This window comes from Massilia aerilata, assembly GCF_042656905.1.
Classification (GTDB): Bacteria; Pseudomonadota; Gammaproteobacteria; order Burkholderiales; family Burkholderiaceae_D; genus Telluria; species Telluria aerilata.
Map to the genome: position 1 here is coordinate 478,793 of NZ_JBHSMZ010000026.1, position 22,035 is coordinate 500,827.

15 protein-coding genes are annotated in these 22,035 nt (G+C 64.3%); 9 read left to right on the forward strand and 6 right to left on the reverse strand.

Translation table 11 applies throughout. The features are described from left to right. Window positions 1-23: 23 nt before the first annotated feature. From prsT to ACFPO9_RS27490, 5 genes are all read right to left on the reverse strand, one after another. Entirely contained in the window at window positions 24-2,798 is a 2,775-nt protein-coding gene (prsT, locus tag ACFPO9_RS27470; RefSeq protein ID WP_379777573.1) for an XrtA/PEP-CTERM system TPR-repeat protein PrsT, read from the reverse strand. Between the two features lie 226 nt (window positions 2,799-3,024). Further along, on the reverse strand, window positions 3,025-3,327 hold the full coding sequence (locus ACFPO9_RS27475) for a hypothetical protein (protein WP_230025174.1): 303 nt from the start codon (window positions 3,325-3,327) through the stop codon (window positions 3,025-3,027). A gap of 206 nt (window positions 3,328-3,533) precedes the next feature. Beyond that, window positions 3,534-6,821, reverse strand: a complete 3,288-nt coding sequence (gene icmF / locus ACFPO9_RS27480) for a fused isobutyryl-CoA mutase/GTPase IcmF (protein WP_379777575.1) — start codon at window positions 6,819-6,821, stop codon at window positions 3,534-3,536. Between the two features lie 109 nt (window positions 6,822-6,930). Next, the gene (locus tag ACFPO9_RS27485; RefSeq protein WP_379777577.1) at window positions 6,931-10,521 is read right to left on the reverse strand and encodes an indolepyruvate ferredoxin oxidoreductase family protein; all 3,591 of its coding nucleotides are present in this window, start codon (window positions 10,519-10,521) and stop codon (window positions 6,931-6,933) included. A gap of 171 nt (window positions 10,522-10,692) precedes the next feature. Continuing rightward, window positions 10,693-11,631 carry a LysR substrate-binding domain-containing protein gene (locus ACFPO9_RS27490; RefSeq protein ID WP_379777579.1) on the reverse strand — a complete coding sequence of 313 codons (939 nt, stop codon included), beginning with the start codon at window positions 11,629-11,631 and terminating at the stop codon, window positions 10,693-10,695. A 131-nt stretch (window positions 11,632-11,762) separates the two neighbouring features. Between ACFPO9_RS27490 and ACFPO9_RS27495 the strand changes: the two genes are divergently transcribed. Continuing rightward, window positions 11,763-12,986 (forward strand): HD-GYP domain-containing protein, encoded by a 1,224-nt coding sequence (locus ACFPO9_RS27495; protein ID WP_379777581.1) that lies wholly within the window; start codon window positions 11,763-11,765, stop codon window positions 12,984-12,986. Between the two features lie 7 nt (window positions 12,987-12,993). Here the strand turns inward: ACFPO9_RS27495 and ACFPO9_RS27500 are convergent, their stop codons facing one another. Next, complete coding sequence (locus ACFPO9_RS27500; RefSeq protein WP_379777583.1) at window positions 12,994-14,025, reverse strand: GGDEF domain-containing protein; 1,032 nt, start codon at window positions 14,023-14,025, stop codon at window positions 12,994-12,996. Window positions 14,026-14,437: 412 nt separating this feature from the next. Here ACFPO9_RS27500 and ACFPO9_RS27505 point away from each other — a divergent pair, with 412 nt between their 5' ends. The 8 genes from ACFPO9_RS27505 (at window position 14,438) to ACFPO9_RS27540 (ending at window position 22,020) form a co-directional block, all read left to right on the forward strand. Further along, entirely contained in the window at window positions 14,438-14,614 is a 177-nt protein-coding gene (locus tag ACFPO9_RS27505; protein ID WP_379777585.1) for a Flp family type IVb pilin, read from the forward strand. 54 nt (window positions 14,615-14,668) lie between these two features. Beyond that, complete coding sequence (locus ACFPO9_RS27510; RefSeq protein WP_379777587.1) at window positions 14,669-15,190, forward strand: A24 family peptidase; 522 nt, start codon at window positions 14,669-14,671, stop codon at window positions 15,188-15,190. 96 nt (window positions 15,191-15,286) lie between these two features. After that, complete coding sequence (locus ACFPO9_RS27515; RefSeq protein ID WP_379777589.1) at window positions 15,287-16,654, forward strand: ATP-binding protein; 1,368 nt, start codon at window positions 15,287-15,289, stop codon at window positions 16,652-16,654. Beyond that, a complete protein-coding gene (cpaB, locus tag ACFPO9_RS27520; RefSeq protein WP_379777591.1) occupies window positions 16,655-17,509 on the forward strand; it encodes a Flp pilus assembly protein CpaB in 855 nt (284 codons plus the stop codon). A gap of 35 nt (window positions 17,510-17,544) precedes the next feature. Next, window positions 17,545-19,101 carry a type II and III secretion system protein family protein gene (locus tag ACFPO9_RS27525; RefSeq protein WP_379777593.1) on the forward strand — a complete coding sequence of 519 codons (1,557 nt, stop codon included), beginning with the start codon at window positions 17,545-17,547 and terminating at the stop codon, window positions 19,099-19,101. 9 nt (window positions 19,102-19,110) lie between these two features. Then, complete coding sequence (locus tag ACFPO9_RS27530) at window positions 19,111-19,395, forward strand: hypothetical protein (RefSeq protein WP_379777595.1); 285 nt, start codon at window positions 19,111-19,113, stop codon at window positions 19,393-19,395. A gap of 82 nt (window positions 19,396-19,477) precedes the next feature. Beyond that, on the forward strand, window positions 19,478-20,653 hold the full coding sequence (locus ACFPO9_RS27535) for an AAA family ATPase (protein WP_379777597.1): 1,176 nt from the start codon (window positions 19,478-19,480) through the stop codon (window positions 20,651-20,653). Between the two features lie 20 nt (window positions 20,654-20,673). Then, window positions 20,674-22,020, forward strand: coding sequence for a CpaF family protein (locus tag ACFPO9_RS27540; RefSeq protein WP_379777599.1), 1,347 nt, complete (start codon window positions 20,674-20,676; stop codon window positions 22,018-22,020). Window positions 22,021-22,035 lie beyond the last annotated feature (15 nt).

The window sequence follows — 22,035 nt, forward strand, 5'->3', positions numbered from 1 at the left end:
CCACCGGAGTGGCGCGCTTTACATCAAAGTTGTTTTAGCAGTGCTTTTGCATCGTCTTTGGCGGCAAAGCTTTGATCGCCAGCCAGCGATTGCTCGACTTCCTTGCGCGCACCGGCCTTGTCGCCACTTTTCGCCAGTCCAGCGGCAAGGTGGTAATGGATCTCCGAGGCTTTCGGTTCGGCGGCGACGGCTTTGCGCAGCAACTCGATGCCGCGTGCAGTATCGCCTTTCTGCACCAGGATCCAGCCCAGCGTGTCCATGATTGCCGCATTCTGTCCGGCCAGCTTGTATGCCTGCTCCGCCGTCGGCAGCGCGCGCGCATCGTTTTCCTGCTGATAGGCGAACGCCAGGTTGTTGAGCGCCGCCGCGTTCGACGGATTCACTTTCAGCGCCGCTTCCAGGCTGGCAATGGCCGGCTTGAATTGGCGCTTGGCCAGGTAGTTATCGGCAAGCAGCATGGCAATCATGTCGTTGGCCGGATAAGCCGTGTGGAACTTGACCAGTCGTGCCTCGGCCTCGGCGCCCTTGCCGGTGCGCGCCATGATTTGCGAGATCTTGGCCAGGATTTGCGGGGAATTGGTGGTCGCAAAGCCTTTTTCGTAAGCAGCCAGGGCAGGCGCAATCTTGTTCTGGCTCAGCATCAGGTCGCCTTCCAGTACATAACCGGTCGGCGCCTTGGGATTGTTTTTCTGAACCTGGCGCGCGGCTTCCAGTGCCTCATCCGGCTTGTTGCTGCGCATGGCGAGTTCCATCTGCGCGACAGAGGCTTGGGTAAAGTTCGGATCGATGCTCAGGGCGCGTTTCAAGTCCTGCGCGGCGGCGCTTTCGTTCTTGTTCAGCGCATGTGCCGCTGCCAGGCGTACCTGGGCTGCCGGCGATTTCGGCAGGGCCGCGGCCAGCTTGCTGAAGGTTTCGACCGCACCGTTGGCGTCCTTGGTGACGAGCTGGGCCTGGCCCATCAGGTCGAGCAGTTCGGGATTATCCGGATGGGCGACCAGCATCTTGCGCGTCAACACCACCGTTTTGTCAGCCTGTTTCGAACGCAGGTAATGGGTGCCCAGGGTCACCGCCGGACGGACCGCGTCGGGATTTTCCGATTGGGCTTTTTCCAGCCAGGTGGTAGCTTCGGCCGCGTGACCCTGCGACAGTTCGAGACCGGCCAGGGCGCTCATCGCTTCGACGTTTTTCTTGTCCTTGGCCAGCACGGCTTCGAAACGCTGCTTGGCGGCAGTGACGTTCTTGTCGGCCATGTCCAGTCGAGCAAGATTGGCAACGGACGGCATGAAGGTAGCGTCCAGGGACACGGCTTTCTCGAAGCTCGCGCGGGCATTCTTCGTGTCGTTCTTGCTCAGATATATCTGGCCCTTCATGTTTTGCACAGCGGGATTGGCTGGCTGCGCCTTTTCGAGGGCCTCTATGGCGTCCAGCGCCTTGTCGAACTGGCCGTGGCCCAGTTCGGCCTGGGCGAGGGCGAAACCTGCGCTGATCGATTTCGGGTCGAGGGTCGCTGCCTGTTGGAGTTCTTCGACGCCATTGTTCCAGTCGCCCTGGCCCAGCTTGGACATGCCCAATGCGGTACGGATGTCGGCGACGTTGGGCGCGAGGGTGCTAGCCTGCTTGAGGTAGGTCGAGGCCTTGGCGAAATCGCGCGTCTGCAGGTAGGCCTGGCCTGCCAGGGCGAGCAGCTGCGGATCCTTGACGTCGTCCTTGAGTGCCGGCGCCAGCGTGGTGACCGCGTCGGCTGCCCGGCCCTGCTTCATCAGGGTCTGCGCCAGGAGCTTACGGGCGTAGGTGTTGGTCGGGTTCGTTTTCACGTAGCCGTCCAGGATTTGTTCGGCCTGCTGCGTATTGCCCAGGTTGAGCTCGACGGCGCCGGACAACAACAGGCTGGGCATGTGTCCAGGCGCGACTTTCAGGATCTTCTGCAGCGAATCGCGTGCTTCTTTGTGTTTGCCGGTATTAAAGTCGAGCAGGGCCTGGACGTAGAAGGCATTCAGGTCGGCGGGATTGTACTTGCGCGCTGTATCGAGGTCGGTCTTGGCGGCGGCGAAATCCTTCTGGCCGATATGGATATAGGCTTTTTCGATATTCGCGGTGCGGTGCGCCGGATCGGCGGCGAGCGCCTTGTCGTAGGCGGCCAGGGCTTCCTTGTTCTTGCCCTCGATGCGCAGCAGGTTACCCATCACCATCCAGGTTTCGGGATTGTTCGGCGCGCGCGTGGACGCTTCCGTTGCAAAGCGCTGGGCGCCGGCGAAGTCCTTCGAGAATGCGGCGTGACGCGCCATGCCGACCAGGGCATCGCCCGAATTCGGATCAATCGCCAGCGCGGCCTTGTAGGCTTCGAGCGCCTGGTCCTTATCGGCAAGGCCGAGATAGGCATCGCCACGCCGCGCCAGCAGGATAGCGGAACCCTTGGCTTTCTCTTCTGAAATATCGTTCAGCAATACTTGGAACTTGTTTTGCGTCAACAAGCTGCGTGCCAGCGAGGGCAGTATTTTATCGGCCGACATGCCGAAGCCGACAGCCTTACGGAATTCTTTTTCAGCAGAAACTGCATCGCCAATTTTGAGATACTCGCCGCCCAGTTGCAGGCGCGCTTCGACATTCTCCGGATTGTTGGCCACGGCATTCTTGAGCTGGATAAGCGCTGCCTTATGATCGCCTTTTTGTTGATATTGTTTGGCGTCGGCAAGTAATTCTTCGGTAGTCTGCGTGCGTTTACAACCAATCATTCCTGTGCTGAGCAGGACAGCGCCGAGTACGACGGCTACTTTGGTTTTGGTGAGATTGCCCGGCATGATCGTTCCCTTTGATGAAGGCGCTTGCGAACTTGGGGACTGCAAGCAAAAGTTTCCCGAGTGTTAATAATACCCTATGGAATGGGAATAAAAAGCGCACGATTTCATCAGGCAACAACAATTTACTGCTGTCCGTTGCTATTCTGGGAAATAGCAGCAGACCAGTGTTGATTTGGGGAAAGATAACAGAAGTTCGCGCGGAAATGCCACGCCACGCGAGGGGGAATCAGGGCTTGCGCAGGCGGCTCAGCAGGGCTTCCACATTGTCGCCGGCAGGAATGCCGTGACGGCGCAACAGCTGCACGTGCAGCACCAGGTTTTCCAGCACCAGCTTGGCCGATACCGCGAGCAGGGTCATCAGACGGTCCTCGGTGCTGAAGTTTTCCATCGACGCCGCCATCTCGCACAGATGGCTGGCCACCAGCTCGCGCAAATCGTCTTCGGCGAAGGGCAGATCCGCGAAATCGATCGGGTCTTCCTGCTCGACCTCGCGCATCAGTGCGGCGAGTTGCTCGGGCTTGATCGGCATATATAGCTCCGTCGTGGCGTCGGAACCATTCTAAAGTACCGTCTCGTGCCATGCCCACGGGATTGATCAAACACAAACCGGGGTCAGAGCCCGAAATTTGGCAATGTCTTCAGTGATGTTTTCAAGAATCGGGCTCTGACCCCGGTTTGCGGTTTCGCAAATGAAAACGGCGCCCGGAGGCGCCGTCGTGGGCAGAAGCGGCCTGCTTACATATTGCGGCGATATTGACCGCCCACCTCGAACAGCGCGGTGGTGATCTGGCCCAGCGAGCACACGCGCACCGCGTCCATCAGGCGCGCGAACACGTTTTCGTTGTCGATCGCGGCCTGCTGCAGGGCGGCCAGGGCGGCCGGGGCGGCGTTGGCGTTGCGCTCGTGGAAAGCTTCCAGGCGCGTCAGCTGGGACTGCTTCTCATCGTCGGTGGAACGGGCCAACTCGATGGTGGCCGGCGCTTCGGCGCCCTTCGGGTTGCGGAAGGTGTTCACGCCGATGATCGGCAACGAGCCATCGTGCTTCTTGTGCTCGTACAGCATCGACTCTTCCTGGATCTTGCCGCGCTGGTAGCCGGTTTCCATCGCGCCCAGCACGCCGCCGCGCTCGGCGATGCGTTCGAACTCCTGCAGCACGGCTTCCTCGACCAGGTCGGTCAGCTCGTCCATGATGTAGGAACCCTGATTCGGGTTCTCGTTCTTCGCCAGGCCCCATTCGCGGTTGATGATCAGCTGGATCGCCAGCGCGCGCCGGACCGATTCGTCGGTCGGCGTGGTGATCGCCTCGTCATAGGCGTTGGTGTGCAGCGAGTTGCAGTTGTCGTAGATCGCGATCAGCGCCTGCAGCGTGGTGCGGATGTCGTTGAAGTCGATTTCCTGCGCGTGCAGCGAGCGGCCCGAGGTCTGGACGTGGTATTTGAGCTTTTGCGAACGGTCGTTGGCGCCGTACTTGTCGCGCATCGCCACCGCCCAGATGCGGCGCGCCACGCGGCCCAGCACCGTGTATTCCGGATCCATGCCATTCGAGAAGAAGAAGGACAGGTTGGGTGCGAAGTCGTCGATGTGCATGCCGCGCGCCAGGTAGGCTTCGACAAACGTAAAACCGTTCGACAGGGTAAACGCCAGCTGCGAGATCGGATTCGCGCCCGCTTCGGCGATGTGGTAGCCCGAGATCGACACCGAATAGAAATTGCGCACCTGGTGGTGAACGAAGTATTCCTGGATGTCGCCCATCACCTTCAGCGAGAACTCGGTCGAGAAGATGCAGGTGTTCTGGCCCTGGTCTTCCTTCAGGATGTCGGCCTGCACCGTGCCGCGCACGTTGGCCAGCACCCATTCCTTGATCTTTGCCGCTTCGTCGTCGGTCGGCTGGCGGCCGTTGTCCGCGACGAACTTGTCGATCTGCTGGTCGATGGCGGTGTTCATGAACATCGCCAGGATGGTCGGGGCCGGGCCGTTGATGGTCATCGACACCGAGGTCGACGGGCTGCACAAATCAAAACCGTCGTACAGCACCTTCATGTCGTCCAGGGTCGCGATCGACACGCCGGAGTTGCCGACCTTGCCGTAGATGTCGGGACGCAGGGCCGGATCGGCGCCGTACAGGGTGACGGAGTCGAAGGCGGTCGACAGGCGTTTCGCCTCCATGCCGGTCGACACCAGCTTGAAGCGGCGGTTGGTGCGGAAGGCGTCGCCTTCGCCGGCGAACATGCGGGTCGGGTCTTCGCCTTCGCGTTTAAAAGCGAACACGCCAGCCGTGAAAGGGAAGGAGCCCGGCACGTTTTCCAGCATCAGGAAGCGCAGCACTTCACCGTGGTCTTCGTACTTCGGCAGCGCGACCTTGCGGATCCTGGTGCCCGACAGGGTCGTCTGCACCAGCTTGGTACGAATTTCCTTGTCGCGGATCTTGACGACGTAATCGTCGCCGGCGTATGCCGCCTGCATGTCCGGCCACATGGCCAGCAGCTTGCGGGCGCCAGCATCCATGGCGCCGTCACGCTCGGTGATCAGGTCGTCGAGCACCACTTCACGGTTGGCGGCCGCCAGCATGCGCTTGGTCTCAAGCAGCTGCTGGCGCTCGCGCGCCAGTTTCACCTGCTTGCCGACGTTGCGGTGGTAGCCGCGCACGGTGTCGGCGATTTCGGCCAGGTAGCGCGTGCGCGCGGGCGGGACGATCACGTTCTTGCCGCTCGAGTACTTCTGCGAGGGCTGCGGCAGCTTCGGCGCTTCCGCCTTCAGGCCCAGATTGGCGAGGGCCGGCAGCAGGCCGTGGTACAGCGCGGTGACGCCGTCGTCGTTGAAGCGCGAGGCCTGGGTGCCGAACACCGGCATCTGGTCCGGCGACTGCGACCACAGTTCGCGGTTGCGCTGGTACTGTTTCGCCACGTCGCGCAGCGCGTCCTGGGCGCCCTTGCGGTCGAACTTGTTGATCGCGATGAAGTCTGCGAAGTCCAGCATGTCGATCTTCTCGAGCTGGGAGGCGGCGCCGAATTCCGGGGTCATCACGTACATCGACAGGTCGACGTGCGGCACGATGGCGGCGTCGCCCTGGCCGATGCCGGAGGTCTCGACGATCACCAGGTCGAAGCCGGCCACCTTGCAGGCGGCGATCACTTCCGGCAGCGCCTGCGAGATCTCGGAACCGGCTTCGCGGGTCGCCAGCGAGCGCATGAACACGCGGGATTGGCCGTTCCAGGGATTGATCGCATTCATGCGGATGCGGTCGCCCAGCAGGGCGCCGCCCGACTTGCGGCGCGACGGGTCGATCGAGATCACCGCGATGTTCAGGCGGTCGTTCTGGTCGAGGCGGATGCGGCGGATCAGTTCATCGGTCAGCGAGGATTTACCCGCGCCGCCAGTGCCGGTGATGCCGAGGACAGGCACTTGCAAACCTTCGGCGGCGTCGACGATCTGCTTGCGCAGATCAAAGGAGGCCTTGCCGTTTTCCAGCGCCGTGATCAGCTGGGCCAGCGGACGGTGGCGCTGCGCGATATCGCCGGTCTGCAGCGGCTCCAGCGAGGTGGGCGAATACGCCGACAAATCGATGTCGCAGGCTTCCAGCATCGAGCGGATCATGCCCACCAGGCCCATGCGCTGGCCGTCTTCCGGGCTGAAGATGCGGGTCACGCCATAGGCATGCAGCTCGTCGATTTCGCTCTGGACGATCACGCCGCCGCCGCCGCCGAAGACCTTGATGTGGGCGCCGCCGCGCTGGCGCAGCAGGTCGATCATGTATTTGAAATACTCGACGTGGCCGCCCTGGTAGCTGGAGATGGCGATGCCTTGCACGTCCTCGGCCAGGGCCGCGGTGACGACGTCGTCGACCGAACGGTTGTGGCCCAGGTGCACGACCTCGGCGCCGTTCGACTGCAGGATGCGGCGCATGATGTTGATCGAGGCGTCATGGCCGTCGAACAGCGAGGCGGCGGTCACGAAACGCACTTTATTGGCCAGCTTGGTCTGGTCCGGCAGCTCGAGCTTGGCGGCGGGGGTGATGTCGTTCATGGTGTTCCTTGAGATTGCGGAAGCGAACAGGAGTTCTTGGTACGGTATATGACGTTAACGTAAACGTCAAGAATCGACGTAGGGTGGGCACGGGGTGCCCACCCTACGATCAAGCAGCGCGCTTCTTGACGTTCCCGCTCAGCAGCTCAGCCTTGCGTGCACGGTACTCGGCAACCGCCTTTTCCTTCACGTGGCCGAAGCCGCGGATCTGTTCCGGCAGCGCAGCCAGCTCGACGGCAGTCGCGTGGGTCGACGCATCCAGCGAGCGCAGCACCTCCTCGATCATCGCACGGTATTCGCCGATGAGGGCGCGCTCCATCTTGCGCTCGGCCGTGTAGCCGAACAGGTCGAAGGCGCCGCCGCGCAGGCCTTTCAGCTTGGCCAGCAGCTTGAAGGCGCTCCACATCCACGAACCGAATTCCGCCTTGACCAGATGGCCTTTGGCGTCCTTCTTGGCGAACAGCGGCGGCGCCAGGTTGAATTTCACGCTGAACTTGCCTTCGAACTGGGTGGCAAGCTGTTCGACGAAGCGGCCATCGGTGTACAGGCGCGCGACTTCGTACTCGTCCTTATAAGACATCAGCTTGAACAGCGATTTCGCGACGGCCATGGTCAGCTTGCTGCCCATGCCCAATGCCGATTCGCGATCGCGCACCTGCGACACCAGGTCCGTGTACTGCGCCGCATAGGCGGCATTCTGGTAGCCGGTCAGGAACTCGACGCGCTTCTTGATCACCGAGTCCAGGCTCTGCGGCATCTGCACGACGATGGCTTGCGCCGGCGTTGCGGTCTTTTCGACGCGTTTGATGTCCACGGCGGCGCGGCGGCCCCACAGGAAGCTGCGTTTATTGGAACCGACGGCCACGCCATTCAGTTCGATCGCGCGCAGCAGCGAGGCTTCCGACAGCGGGATCAGGCCCTTCTGCCAGGCGTAACCCATCATGAACAGATTCGCGGCGATCGAGTCGCCCATCAGGCTCGTCGCCAGCTTGGTGGCATCGATGAAGTCGACGCCGGCTTCGCCGCCGACGGCTTCCGCGATCAGCGAGCGCACCTGCGCGGCCGGGAATTCCCAGTCGCGCTGCTGGGCGAAGGTGCCGGTCGGCTGCTCGTGCAGGTTGACCACGACGGTGGTGCGGCCCGGGCGCATCTTCGAGATCGCGTCCGAGGCGCCGGCGGTCAGCATGTCGCAGCCCAGCACCAGGTCGGCTTCGCCGGTGGCGATGCGCTGGGCGCGCAGGCGTTCCGGCGTTTCCGCAATCTTGACGTGCGAGGTGACGGAGCCGTTCTTCTGGCTCATGCCGGTCATGTCCAGCACCGAGGCGCCTTTGCCTTCCAGGTGGGCCGCCATGCCCATCAGCGCGCCGACAGTGATCACGCCGGTGCCGCCGATGCCGTTGATGAGGATGTTGTAGGGCGAAGCGATCGACGGCAGCATCGGCGCCGGCAGCGCGCCCCAGCCATCATCCGTGCCTTCCTTGGCGACGCCGGCCTTGTTCTTCTTCAGCGTGCCGCCTTCGACGGTGACGAAGCTCGGGCAGAAGCCCTTGGTGCACGAGTAATCCTTGTTGCAGGACGACTGGTCGATGGCGCGCTTGCGGCCGAATTCCGTTTCCTTCGGCAGGATGGAGACGCAGTTCGACTGCACGCCGCAATCGCCGCAGCCTTCGCACACGGCTTCGTTGATCACCATGCGCTTGTTCAGGTCGGGGAACTCGCCCTTCTTGCGGCGGCGGCGCTTCTCGGCGGCGCAGGTCTGGTCATAGATCAGGACCGTCACGCCCGGCAGTTCGCGCAGCTCGCGCTGGATGTCGTCCATGTGCTTGCGGTCGTGGATGGTGACCAGTTCCGGCAGGGCCGAGCGGTCTTCGTAGCGCGACAGGTCTTCGGTGACGAGGGCGATGCGCTTGATGCCTTCGGCCGCCATCTGCTGGGCGATCAGCGGCACCGAGGTGATGCCGTCGACCGGCTGGCCGCCGGTCATCGCGACCGCGTCGTTGTAGAGAATCTTGTAGGTGATGTTGACCTTGGCCGCAACGGCCGCGCGGATCGCCAGGTAACCCGAGTGGAAGTAGGTGCCGTCGCCCAGGTTCTGGAACACGTGCGGCACTTTCGAGAACGCGGCCTGGCCGATCCACGGGGTGCCTTCGCCGCCCATGTGGGTGGTCAGCTTGTTCATCTCCGGGTAGATCGAGGTCGCCATCACGTGGCAGCCGATGCCGGCCAGCGCGAAGGAGCCGTCCGGCACCTTGGTCGAGGTGTTGTGCGGGCAGCCGGAGCAGTAGAAGGCGGGGCGGAAGGGCGTCGTGACGGCCTTCATCAGCACCGCGTCCTTGGCTTCCAGGAAGGCCAGGCGCGCCTTGATCAGGTCGCGCGTGCGGTCTTCCAGGTTCAGGCGGGCGATGCGGCCGGCGATCACGCGCGCCACCTGGGCCACCGAGAAGTCTGCTTTAGGGGGCAGCAGCCATTCGCCGCGCGGCGAGACCCACTCGCCCTTGTCGTCGAACTTGCCGACGATGTGAGGGCGGACGTCGTCGCGCCAGTTGTACAGCTGTTCTTTCAATTGGTATTCGACGACCTGGCGCTTCTCTTCGACCACCAGGATCTCTTCCAGGCCCTGGGCGAATTCGCGCACGCCTTCCGGCTCCAGCGGCCAGATCATCGCAACCTTGTACAGGCGCAGGCCGACCTGGGCCGCCATCGCTTCGTCGATGCCCAGTTCTTCCAGCGCTTCCAGCACGTCCACATAGGATTTGCCGGAGGCGATGATGCCCAGCTTGGCGTCCGGGCTGTCGATGGTGACGCGATTCAGCTTGTTTTCACGTGCGTAGGCCAGGGCTGCATAGATTTTGTAGTCCTGCATCAGCGCTTCCTGGGTGCGCGCCTGCTGGCCCAGCGGGACCGAGGACAGGCGCGTATTCAGGCCGCCTTCCGGCATTGCGAAGTCCTGCGGCAGCTTCACCTCGACGCGGAACGGGTCGGCATCCACCGAGGCGCTCGATTCGACCGTGTCGGCCAGCGCCTTGAAGGCGACAGCCACGCCGGCGTAGCGCGACATCGCCCAGCCGTGCACGCCCAGGTCCAGGTATTCCTGCACGTTCGACGGATACAGCACCGGGATCATGCAGGCCGCGAAGATGTGGTCGGACTGGTGCGGCAGGGTCGAGGAATAGGCGCCGTGGTCATCGCCGGCCACCAGCAGCACGCCGCCGTTCTTGCTTGTTCCGGCATGGTTCATGTGCTTGAAGACGTCGCCGCAACGGTCCACGCCCGGACCCTTCGCATACCACATGGCGAACACGCCGTCGTGCTTGGCCGGGCCGATCAGGTCGACGGTCTGGGTGCCCCAGACGGCGGTCGCGGCCAGGTCTTCGTTCACGCCCGGCACGAACTGGATGCTCTTCGCTTCGAGGTGGCCCTTGGCCTTCCACAGGTTTTCATCCAGGCCGCCGAGCGGCGAACCGCGATAGCCCGACACGAAGCCGGCCGTGTTCAGGCCCGCCTGTTCGTCGCGGATCTTCTGGATCATCGGCAGGCGCACCAGCGCCTGGATCCCCGACAGGAAGATCTTGCCGGCGGTGGCGGTGTACTTGTCGTCGAGGCTGACGTCTTTCAGGCGGTCCGGCGTACCGGCAGGCGTGGCGGGAGCGGCAGGTGCGAGGGGCGCAGGCGCGCCCTGGCCCAGGATGGTGTCAGGCATGGTGTCTCCAAATGGTATTCAGGGGGGCTGGCGCCAGGCTTCGTGCCGGGTAAGCACTGGCTGGGGCGGGCCGGTTAACGCTTTTTTAGCTTTGGCCCGCAGTGTAGAGACAAGTTGACGTATACGGAAATACGGAATGGGGATGGGGCTATAAGAAAAAATGATGGCCCATCAAACAGGCTGGATCGCACTGGCGCCGATCCAGGCGCCGTTTGCGCACAGTTCCAGCGCCACCTGCGCCACCAGGCGGCTGACGGCGGCGGCGGCATTCGTCAGCGGGATGTTCTTGGAGGTGCACAGCACCACGGTGCGCGAAATCGCCGGACTGTGGATCGAAAGGGCGCGCATCGCACCGCGCTCGACTTCGTCCTGCACCGGCGCCACCGGCAGGATGGTCGCGCCCATGCCGGCCAGGATCGCCGATTTCAGGATCGCGATCGAATTGATCTCGATGACGCCGCGCGTATGCAGGCCGGCGGCGCGCGCCGTGCTTTCGATGCGCGGACGCACGCCATGCTGCAGGCCGGGCAGGATCAGGGTCGCGTCCAGCGCCTCCGCCAGGTTCAGGCCGTCGCGGCCTTCCGCCCACGGTGCGTCGGCGCGGCAGATGAAGCGCAGCTCTTCCTCGACCAGGGGGGTGGTGGCGAAGCTGGCCAGCTGGCCGTCGTCGAGCAGCACGGCCAGGTTGACGCGGCCCGCGCGCAGCTGCTCGGCCAGGTTGCCGGTCAGCTCTTCCGTCAGTTGCAGGGTGATTTCGGGATAGCGCTGGCGGATCGCGGTCAACAGGGGCAGGGCCAGCGCGCCCGAAATACTGTGCGGCAGGCCGAGGGTGACGCTGCCGGACGGCCGTTCGGCCGACTGGGTTACGGCGGCCTGGGCGTCGGCCACCTGTTTCAGGATCGCCAGTGCATGTTCGTAGAAGACTTTACCCGCATCGGTACTGACCACGCCCTGCGCCGAGCGGTGCAGCAGCTGGGCACCGAGTTCGTCTTCCAGCTGGCGCAACTGCTGGGTCAGCGCCGGCTGCGCCACATGCAGCACCAGCGCTGCGCGGGACAGCGAGCCGTGGTCGACGATGGCGACGAAATAGCGCAGCTGGCGGAGTTCCATAAATTAATGGATGTATGTTTAAGGATACAAAATGTAAAGAAAGTTAACCTGCGGCAATGAGGCAGCTCAACAGTTGCTATACTGAAAGCGCGTCGAAACGCGGCGAGATTAACACACCCGTTTGTATTGCCATGCTCAAGAAAATCGATTCTTCACAGCTTCGCGTGGGGATGGCCATCCACGACCTCGATTGCGGCTGGATGGAACATCCCTTCGTCCGTAACCGTTTCGTCATCACCAGCGAGGATGAAGTCCGCAAGGTGCTGAACGCCGGCATCCGCGGCGTGACCATCGATTGCAGCAAAGGGCTGGACGTCAGCGATGCGCCGACGGTCGAGGAAGCCGCTGCGGCGACCGAAGCGGAAGTGGCGGCGATCGCGGCCAAGCCGGTGACGCCGCTGCGCGCCACGCTGGCCGAGGAGTTCGACCGCGCCGTCGCGATCCGCCGCCAGGCCGCCGGCCTGGTGAAGACCGTGATGCAGGACGCGCGCCTGGGCAAGGCGATCGAGCTGGACAAGGTATCGCCGGTGGTCGAGAACATCACGGCGTCCATCCTGCGCAACCCCAGCGCTTTGCTCGGCCTTTCGTACATCAAGAACAAGGACGACTACACCTTCCTGCATTCGGTGAGCGTGTGCACGCTGCTGGTGGCGTTCTGCCGTTCGCGCAAGATGGACGATGAGACCACCTACCAGGCCGGCATCGGCGGCCTGCTGCACGATACCGGCAAGGCGCTGGTGCCGGACCATATCCTGAACAAGCCGGGCCGCCTGACCGACGAGGAGTTCGAGGTGGTGCGCCGCCATCCGCGCGACGGTTATGACATCCTGCGCCGTTCGCCGGAGATCGGCGCGATCCCGCTCGACATCACGCTGCATCACCATGAGCGCCGCGACGGCACCGGTTATCCGGACCGCCAGGGCGCGGAGCAGATCAGCGAGCTGGCGCAGATGGCGGCCATCGTCGACGTCTACGACGCGATCACGGCCGACCGCTGCTATCACAAGGGCATGCCGGCGGCCGAGGCCCTGCGCAAGATGTACGAGTGGAGCAAGTTCCACTTCAATCCGACGCTGACCCAGGAATTCATGCGCTGCGTCGGCATCTACCCGGTCGGTACCTTGGTGCTGCTGGAATCGGGGCGCCTGGGCGTGGTGGTCGAGCCGCACGAAACCAGCCTGCTGACGCCGAAGGTGAACGTGTTCTTCAGCACCAAAAGCCAGACCTATATCAAGCCGGAGACCATCGATTTGTCGCGTGGCCTCGGCTTCGGCGGCGGCGACAAGATCGTGCGCCATGAATCGCCCGAGAAGTGGAAGGTCGATCCGATGCGCTTCATGGCGCTGGCAGCCTGAGCTTATTTCAGAAGAATTCGGCGGTGTCGTTCGAGGCCACCGCCTGCAGCACGCCGTGCGAGACCAGGTCGTCGTAGTGGCATGCCTGGTTGCGGCCATTGCTCTTGGCGTAGTACAGGGCCTGGTCGGCGTGGCCCAAGGTCACCACCGGCGACTCGTAGGCGCTGATGCTCACGAAACCCACGCTGACCGTCACCTTGCCCACCTGCGGGAACTCGTGGTTTTCGACGTTGGTGCGGAAGCGTTCGATGATCTTCCAGGCGTTTTCCAGGGTCGTGGAACGCAGCAGCACCACGAATTCCTCGCCGCCGAAGCGGAACACGCGGTCCTGCACCCGGAACGACGATTGCAGCAGGTTGGCGATCAGGATCAGCACCTCGTCGCCGTACAGGTGGCCGAATTTGTCGTTGACGGCCTTGAAGTGGTCGACATCGACCACCGCCAACCACTGCTTTTCCGGCCCATGCATCTGGCGCCGTTCGGCCAGGCCGGGCAGGCGCGGGTCCTGCTCGTGGGCGCTGTGCAGCATGCGCGCCAACTGGTCGTCGAAGGTCTTGCGGTTGAGCAGGCCGGTCAGCGAGTCGCGCTCGCTGTAGTCCAGCAGGTTCTGGAAATTGCGGTAGACGCCGACGATGCCGCCGACGGTGTGAATGGTGGCGCTGCAGAAGGGTTTGTCGTTACGCAGCTCGAGGCAGGTGCTGGCCTTGTCGCCGAACCAGATCGGCAGCCACAGCGTGCGCCTGCCGTCGGCGCCGATTGCTTCGGCGCTGCTACGGTGTTCGATCAGGCAGCTCGCCAGTTCCGGACCCAGGGGCTCGCCGAGGGCGCCGTCCTGGATGTCTTCCAGGCGCGCTTCGCCGCTTGACAGGATCGTTGCACGGGAACGCAGGTACTGCTGTCCGGCCACGGTGGCAATGCTCAGGATGCGCGTCTGCGCGGCGCCGGCCAGTTCCTGCACCGCCGAAATCACGGAGAGGTCGAGCATTGCGTGATCGCGGTGACCGGTCATGTCCACCATGTGTTTCAGAAGCGAGTCCATGTCGTTCTCAGCAATGTAATCCACCGACCTGCGGGCCAAATCCAACCGCCGTTGCGTCCGCAGGTATCTGGCATGTCACAAAGAGCAAGCGAAACAGCATATAGCGTTTTTGTATTCTATGCAATTATGCAAAAGCAATTTTTTTCGCCCTCAAGGCATTTTCTCAAGAATCCTCGTGATGTAGATCCCCTAGTCAGGGGGTGACTGATTCTGCTCGACAAGAAAAGATGCCCTTGGGAAAACTTGCGTACAGTCAACTTGCCGTGTGGCATCACCTTTTATAGTGAACTCACTGACACGGAACGCGGAGCAGCCAGCCGCAAACGGCGCAACAGTCGTTTTGCAGTCGCAGTCGCAGTCAGCGCCTTCCGGTCAGGGTTGTCTTCATTAACCTACCATATGGGAGTTTCAAATGAGCACTTTCACCTCTGCAGTCAAAACCTTCATGGCTGATGAGAATGGTGTTACCGCAATCGAGTACGGGCTGATTGCCGCCTTGATCGGTGTGGCAGTTGCTGCAACTGCAAAAACGCTGGGAGGCGATCTGTCGAACCTCTTCACCAAGATCAGCGGGGAATTGCCTAAGTAAACGTCGCACCCTCCGGGCTCCGGCCCGGAGGGTTTTTTCGTTTTGGAGGACGCCATGCCAGTCAAACAGTATCTCGACGTCGCTCTGATTTTGCTGGTGAGTATTGCCGCAGTCAACGACCTGGCCACGCGCCGTATTCCGAATCGGCTGCTGCTGGCCGGGCTGGTTTGTGCCTTTTTTCTGCACGCGTATTCCGCCGATCCGGCGTCTTCCGTTCTGTCCGCGCTCGGCGGCATGGGCGTGGGATTCGTTGTGTTCCTGCCGTTTTATCTGCTGCACGGAATGGCCGCCGGCGACGTCAAGATGATAGCAACGGTAGGAGCGTTTATCGGGCCGGCCGAAGCATTCCACGTGGCCATGCTGAGCTGGTGCGTCGGTGGGTTGATGGCTTTGCTGATGGTGGCATGCCGAGGGCGTCTGAGTATGTTGTTGAGCAACGTCGGTCGCATGCTTGGCGGGGCGCTGATACCGGGCGTGGGCATCGCCGCGCCGGGACAGACGAGCGTGGGATCGATGCCGTATGGGGTAGCGATCGCCATCGGCACGATGACGGTCCTGGTGCGCGACTACAGTTGAGTCCGGCTTTTAGCGAAACGCAAGAGTCGGCCTGAGGGTGGTGGCTAGAATCGATTCCGATAGGTCTCGGAAAACATGCATGCTTAGGGGATTCCGATGTTTGACACAATTTCGACCGGAAGTACCGCGACGGCGCCGCGCGCCGCGCAACCGGCGCCTTCTTTGCCGGACGCCCCTGAGATCGCGCCCATCCTGCCGCGCCAGGCAAAGACGGTGCGCGACACGGGCCTGGAGCCGCGTTTCGTCACCGACCTGGTGCTGAAGTCGATCCAGGTCATCGGCAAGGCCCCGCTGGCGGTCCTCGCAGGCAAGCTGCGGCTGTCGATCAACGTGCTGCGCGAAGTGCTGAATCCCTTGATCGCCGAGCAGCAGGTGGAGGTGGCATGGTGCGGCGAGTCCGACATCGACATGCAGTACCAGCTGACCGCCATCGGCCAGCGCGCCGCCGCCGATGCCCTGGTGCGTTGCCGCTATGTCGGCCCGGCCCCGGTCACGCTCGCTTCCTACCGCGCCGTGGTCGAGCGCCAGGCGCTGCGCCATGACCAGGCCGAGCGCGTGACGCCGGCCCAGCTGGCCGCGGCGCTGGGCGAGGATGGCCTGGCGCCGGGCACCCGCGACATCCTCGGCGCTGCCCTGTATGCGCGCCGCTCGCTGCTGCTGCATGGTCCGTCCGGCAGCGGCAAGACCCAGCTGGCCGGCAAACTCGGGCGGCTGCTGCCGGGTTCGATCGCGGTGCCGTATGCGCTGATCGTCGGCCGCCAGGTGATCCGCCTGTACGATTCGGTGCTGCATGCGTCGCCGCCGCCGCTCGCGCGCCAGCAGGAAGAACGGCGCAGCTGCGATGCGCGTTGGACCGTCTGCCAGCGTCCGCTGGTGCACGTCGGCGCCGAGCTCGGACGCGAGATGCTCGACCTGCGCTACGACGCCGAGGAAGGCCTCTACCATGCGCCGCCCCACCTGCAGGCGAACAACGGCATGCTGGTGATCGACGACGTCGGCCGCCAGCGCATCGACGCCGCCGAACTCCTGAACCGCTTCATCGGCCCGCTCGACACCGGCATCGACCAGCTGACGCTGCAGGGTGGCCAGGCCGAGGCCGTGCCTTTCGACGCCGCCGTGGTGTTCGCCACCAACCTGGCGCCCGGCGCGATCCTCGACGACGCCGCCTTGCGCCGGATCGGCTACAAGGCCGAGATCGGGGCCTGGCCGGCCAGTGCCTACCGCGCCCTGCTGCGACGTCAGTGCCGGCTGCGCCGCATCGAGTACGACGACGCCGCGGCCGAGCACCTGATCGAGCGCCTGCACGTGCAGTCCAGGCGTGCGCTGCTGGCCTGCTATCCGGGCGAGCTTCTCGACCGCATCGCCGACTTTGCCGGCCTGGCCGGACAGGACGCGCGCCTGTCCACGGCCTCGGTCGAACAGGCCTGGCGCAGCATGTTCATTGCTTGCGAAGCGGAGGCATAAATGAAGAACAAGCGTGCCGTTGCGATGATGGCCATCGCAATCCTGTTCGGCCTCGCGGCCGTGGTGTTCGCCTCGCGCTGGCTGCTGAGCCAGCCGGGCTCCTCGTCCGGAAAGATCGCCGTCGCCGCCGTCGACATCAGCCTCGGCCAGCGCCTGACGCCGGAGATGTTCAAGCTGGCCGACTGGCCGGCGCACAGCGTACCGAAGGGCGCCTTCACCGATCCGCAGAAGCTCAATGGCCGCGTCCTCAAGAACAACCTGGTGATGGGCGAACCGGTCAGCGAAGCCAAGCTGGCGCCGGCGGGAACGCTGGGCGGACTGTCGGCCCTGATTACCGAGGGCAAGCGCGCCATCACCGTGCGCGTCAACGACGTGATCGGCGTAGCGGGCTTCGCGCTGCCGGGGAATTATGTGGACATCATCGTCAGCATGCAGAAGGACGTGCCGTCCGGCTCCAGCGTCCGCGAGCAGAGCATCTCGAAGATCGTGCTCGAGCGGATCCTGGTGCTGGCCGTGGCCCAGGAAGTCAACCGCGACGAGACCAAGCCGAAAGTCGTCAACGCGGTCACGCTCGAAGTCACGCCGGAGCAGGCCGAAAAGCTCGATTTGGCGCGCAGCGTAGGCACGCTGTCGCTGGCCCTGCGCAACCAGGTCGATCCGGAGTCGGCGACGACCGAAGGCGCCACCAAGCTGACGCTGTTACCGGCCGCAGCGCCGCCGCCGCCGGCCAAGCCTGCTCCCAAACCAGTGGTCGTCGTGCGCCAGGTGCCGGTGGTGGTCAAGACTGCGGCCAAGGCGGAGCGCGATTGCGTCACCGTGCTGAATGGCCTGCGCACGGCGCAGGAATGCTTCTGAACCTACTCCGGGGTGATGCCATGAACGGAAGTCCGATGCATACGCCGATCGTCCGTGTTCTCTTCGCCGGCCTGGTCCTGGCCGCGGCAGGGCCCGCGCTCGCCGCCGCCAAGACCGCGGCCAGGACCGCCGCGCAGGCGAACGACAACCCGCCCGCCGTGCGCGCCGATCCGGGGCCGCGCTGCCAGGGCGAAGCGGCGCGGCCGGCCCAGTTGACCTTGAACGTCGGCAAATCGCAGTTGATGCGCCTGCCGGAGGCGGTACAGCACCGCAGCGTCGGCAATCCGGGGGTCGTGCAGGCCATCCTGGTGGCGCCGGATACGCTGTATATCGCCGGGGTCGATGTCGGCACCACCAACATGATCGTGCAGGGCAAGAGCGGCGTCTGCAGCATGCTCGACATCACGGTGGCGATGGACCCGTCGGCGGTGCAGGCCACGCTGGCCGCCGCGCTGCCGGAAGAGCGCGACATCAAGGTGCTGGCCGCCGCCGACACCCTGATCCTGAGCGGCGCCGTCAGCGACGCCGGCGCCGTCGAGCGCGCGGTCGAACTGGCGACCACTTATGTGCGCCGGCCGCTGCGGCCGCTGGCGATGCCGGACAAGGATGATGCCGCGCCCGGCACGGTGGGCGGAGCGAATGCACAGAACCAGGCAAGCCAGCAGGCCACGCAGGGCGTGCGGGTGATCAACCTCCTGACGGTCCGCGCGCCCCAGCAGGTGCAGCTGGAAGTGAAGGTGGCAGAAGTGTCGAAGTCCCTGCTGGAACGCCTGGAAGCCGGCGCCGCCTGGCGCTTCGGCTCGGGCAGCTGGGGGGCGCAGCTGCTGTCGAACTTCATCACCGGCAATGCGCACGGTACGCTGCAGGGCACCAAGGTCAGCGGTGCCAGTGTGAAAGGCCTGACCGTCGATGCGGAAAAGCAGGACAGCCTGGTGCGTGTGCTGGCCGAGCCGAACGTGATGGCGATCAGCGGCCAGGAAGGCACCTTCCTCGCCGGCGGCAAGTTCTACGTGCCGGTGGCCCAGGATAACAACCGCGTTACGCTGGAAGAAAAGGAATTCGGCGTTGGCCTGCGCTTCACCCCCACCGTGCTTGGAGGAGGGCGCATCAACCTGCGGGTCGCGCCCGAAGTCTCGGAGCTGTCGCGCGAAGGCATCGGCATCTCGGCCACCGGCCTCAATGGCGCGGCGATCCTGCCGGTCGTGACCACGCGCCGCGCCAGCACCACCGTGCAGCTGTACGACGGCCAGAGTTTCGTGATTGGTGGCCTGGTCAAGAACAACCTGGTCACCAATCTGAAGGGCTTGCCGGTATTAGGCGAAGTACCCGTGCTGGGCGCGCTGTTCCGCAGCACCGATTATCAGCACGACCGCACCGAACTGGTGTTCGTGATCACGGCCCACCTGGTCAAGCCGCTGCAGGGTCCAGGCTACGAACTGCCGACCGATAAAGTGGGCGTGCCCTCGGTTGGTGCGGTCATGCTCGGCGGCCGCCTGGATGGCCCGGCGCCGGAAGTCAGCACCGCCGCTGCTTCGGCGCCGGCCCCGGTTCAGCGTCCGTCGCAGAGCGCGGGCGGCTTCGAACTGAAATAGGAGGAAGCGATGCTCATCACATGCAACCGTCTCGCGGCCGGCGCCGCGGCGCTCGCCGCCATGCTGCTGCAGGGCTGTAGCACGGCCCCGCGCTTTGACGACCATTTTGGCGATGCGGTGCGCGCCAACCTGGCGGCCCAGGTCATCGACCCGGCGGCAACGGCGAATGCCAACCCCGCCTCCGGCGTGGACGGCAAGACCGCTCTCGCGGCCCGCGAGCGCTACCAGCGTTCGTTCAAGGAACCCGATCCCAAGCCCGTGCAGTTCCTGATCAACGGGAGCGGCGCCAAATGATGCAGGGCCTGCCTGACTGGCTCCAGCGCGCACCGCCCCCCATCCGACATGGACCCGATCGATTGCCGTCCCGAGGAATCCAATGAAAGCCCTGCTGATCAGCCGCGACACCCAGCTTTACGCGGAGATCGCCTCCCAAGGCGCAGCGCGCGTGCCGCCGCTGAATGTCGCGGCCAGCCGCGCCAGCCTGCGCGACGCGCTCGACCGCCCGCTCGCCGAGGCGCCCAGCCTCGTCATCGTCGACACCAGCGAAGCCGATGTCGCCGATGGCGATCTGTTCGAGCGCCTGACCCGCCATTACGCGGTAGCGCATTTCATGCTGCTGACCGATAACCATCACCCCGAACTGCTGATCCGCGCCATGCGTGCGGGCGTGCGCGAGGTGCTGCAACTGCCGCTGGTGCACCGCGCGCTGCACGAAGCGATCGACCGCATCGCCGCCAGCGCCGGCGTGGCCTCGATGCGCGACGGTAAAGTCCTCGCCTTCATCGCCTGCAAGGGCGGCAGCGGCGCGACCTTCATCTCGACCAATTTCGGCTATGCGCTGGCCACGCTGGCCGACAAGAAGGTGCTGCTGATCGACCTGCACCGCCAGTTCGGCGACGCTACCCTGTACGTGTCCGACCAGAAGCCGGCGATGACGCTGTCGGACGTATGCCGGCAGATCGCACGCATCGACGGCCCCTTCCTCGAATCCTGCCTCGTGCATGTAACGCCCGGCTTCGGCGTATTGGCCGCGGCCGACGACCCGGGCCAGACCACCGAGGCGAAGCCCGAGCACATCGACACCATCCTGCGCGTGGCGCGCCAGCATTACGACTACATCCTGCTCGATGTCGGCCGCCAGATCGACGCCGTGTCGCTGCGCGCGCTCGACAGTACCGATGCGATCTACCCGGTGCTGCAGCTGGCGCTACCGGATATCCGCGACGCCCGGCGCCTGCTGGACATCTTCCGCTCGCTCGGCTACGTCACCGACCACATCCGTCTGATCGTGAACCGTTACGAGAAGGGCGGACGCCTGCGCCTGCAGGACCTGCATGCGGCGCTCGGCGCCGAGGTGCTGCATACCGTCCCCAACGACTACGTCGCCGTCACCGATTCGGTCAACCAGGGCATCCCGGTGCTGCAGCTGTCGCGCGGCAGCGCCGCCGCGCGCAGCCTCTCCGACCTGGTCGAAGTGGTGACTGCGCGTCGCGTGACCGAAACCAAGGGCCTGCTCGACCGCCTGTTCGGGCGCGGCGAAGGCGATGACTGAACTTTGAAGGAGCCGATCCCATGTCCCTGCGCGAGCGTTTGTCCGGAGCTGACGAGGAGCGCCAGCACCACACCCACCTGCCGGAAGTGGCGCAACAGGCTTACCAGGAATTGAAGAAGACCATGCACCAGATGATCCTCGACCGGATCGATCTGGAGCGCCTGAAGCGCCTGACCAGCGAGCAGTTCAAGCACGAGCTGGCGCTGCTGGTCCAGCGCATCATCGAGGAAGAGCGGATCGTGCTGAACCAGCAGGAGCGGCACCATCTGGTGCTCGACATCCAGCACGAAATGCTCGGCTTCGGTCCACTCGAGCCGCTGCTGAACGACCCGAGCATATCCGACATCCTGGTCAACACCTGCAACAAGGTCTATGTCGAGCGACGCGGACGGCTGGAACTCACCGAGGTGACCTTCCACGACAATGCCCACCTGATGAAGATCATCGAGAAGATCGTCTCGCGCGTGGGCCGCCGCGTCGATGAATCGAGCCCGATGGTCGACGCGCGCCTGCCGGACGGTTCGCGCGTCAACGCCATCATCCCGCCGCTCGCGGTCGATGGCCCGCTGGTGTCGATCCGCCGCTTCGGCGCGACGCCGCTGACGGTGCAGAATCTGCTCGACTACAAGAGCGTTACGCCGCCGATGATCAAGGTATTGGAAAGCCTCGGCCTGGCCAAGGTGAATATCCTGATCTCGGGCGGCACCGGCAGCGGCAAGACCACCCTGCTGAACCTGATCTCCGGCTTCATCCCCGGCAACGAGCGCATCGTCACCATCGAAGACGCCGCCGAGCTGCAATTGCGCCAGCCGCACGTGGTCCGCCTCGAGACCCGCCCGCCCAATATCGAAGGCAAGGGCGAGGTCACGCAGCGCGCCCTGGTGCGCAACGCGTTGCGGATGCGGCCCGACCGCATCATTCTCGGCGAGGTGCGCGGCGCGGAAGCGATGGACATGCTGCAGGCGATGAACACCGGCCACGAAGGATCGCTCGCGACGATCCACGCGAACACGCCGCGCGACGCCCTGGCGCGACTGGAGAACATGGTCGGCATGGCGGGCGTGAGCCTGACGCCGCGCGCGATCCGCCAGCAGATCTGCTCGGCCATCACCGTGGTCCTGCAGGCGTCGCGCCTGACCGACGGCACCCGCAAGGTGGTGAGCATGCAGGAAATCACCGGCATGGAAGGCGACATCATCTCGATGCAGGAGATCTTCCGTTTCGAGCAGACTGGCGTTGACGCCGACGGCAAGGTGCTGGGCCATTTCTGCGCCACCGGCGTGCGTCCGCGCTTCGCCGAGCGGCTCAGGATGTTCGGCGCGCCGGTCCCCGAAGACACCTTCGACCCCGACCGGATATTCACCTGAGCGCGCGGGGTCTCG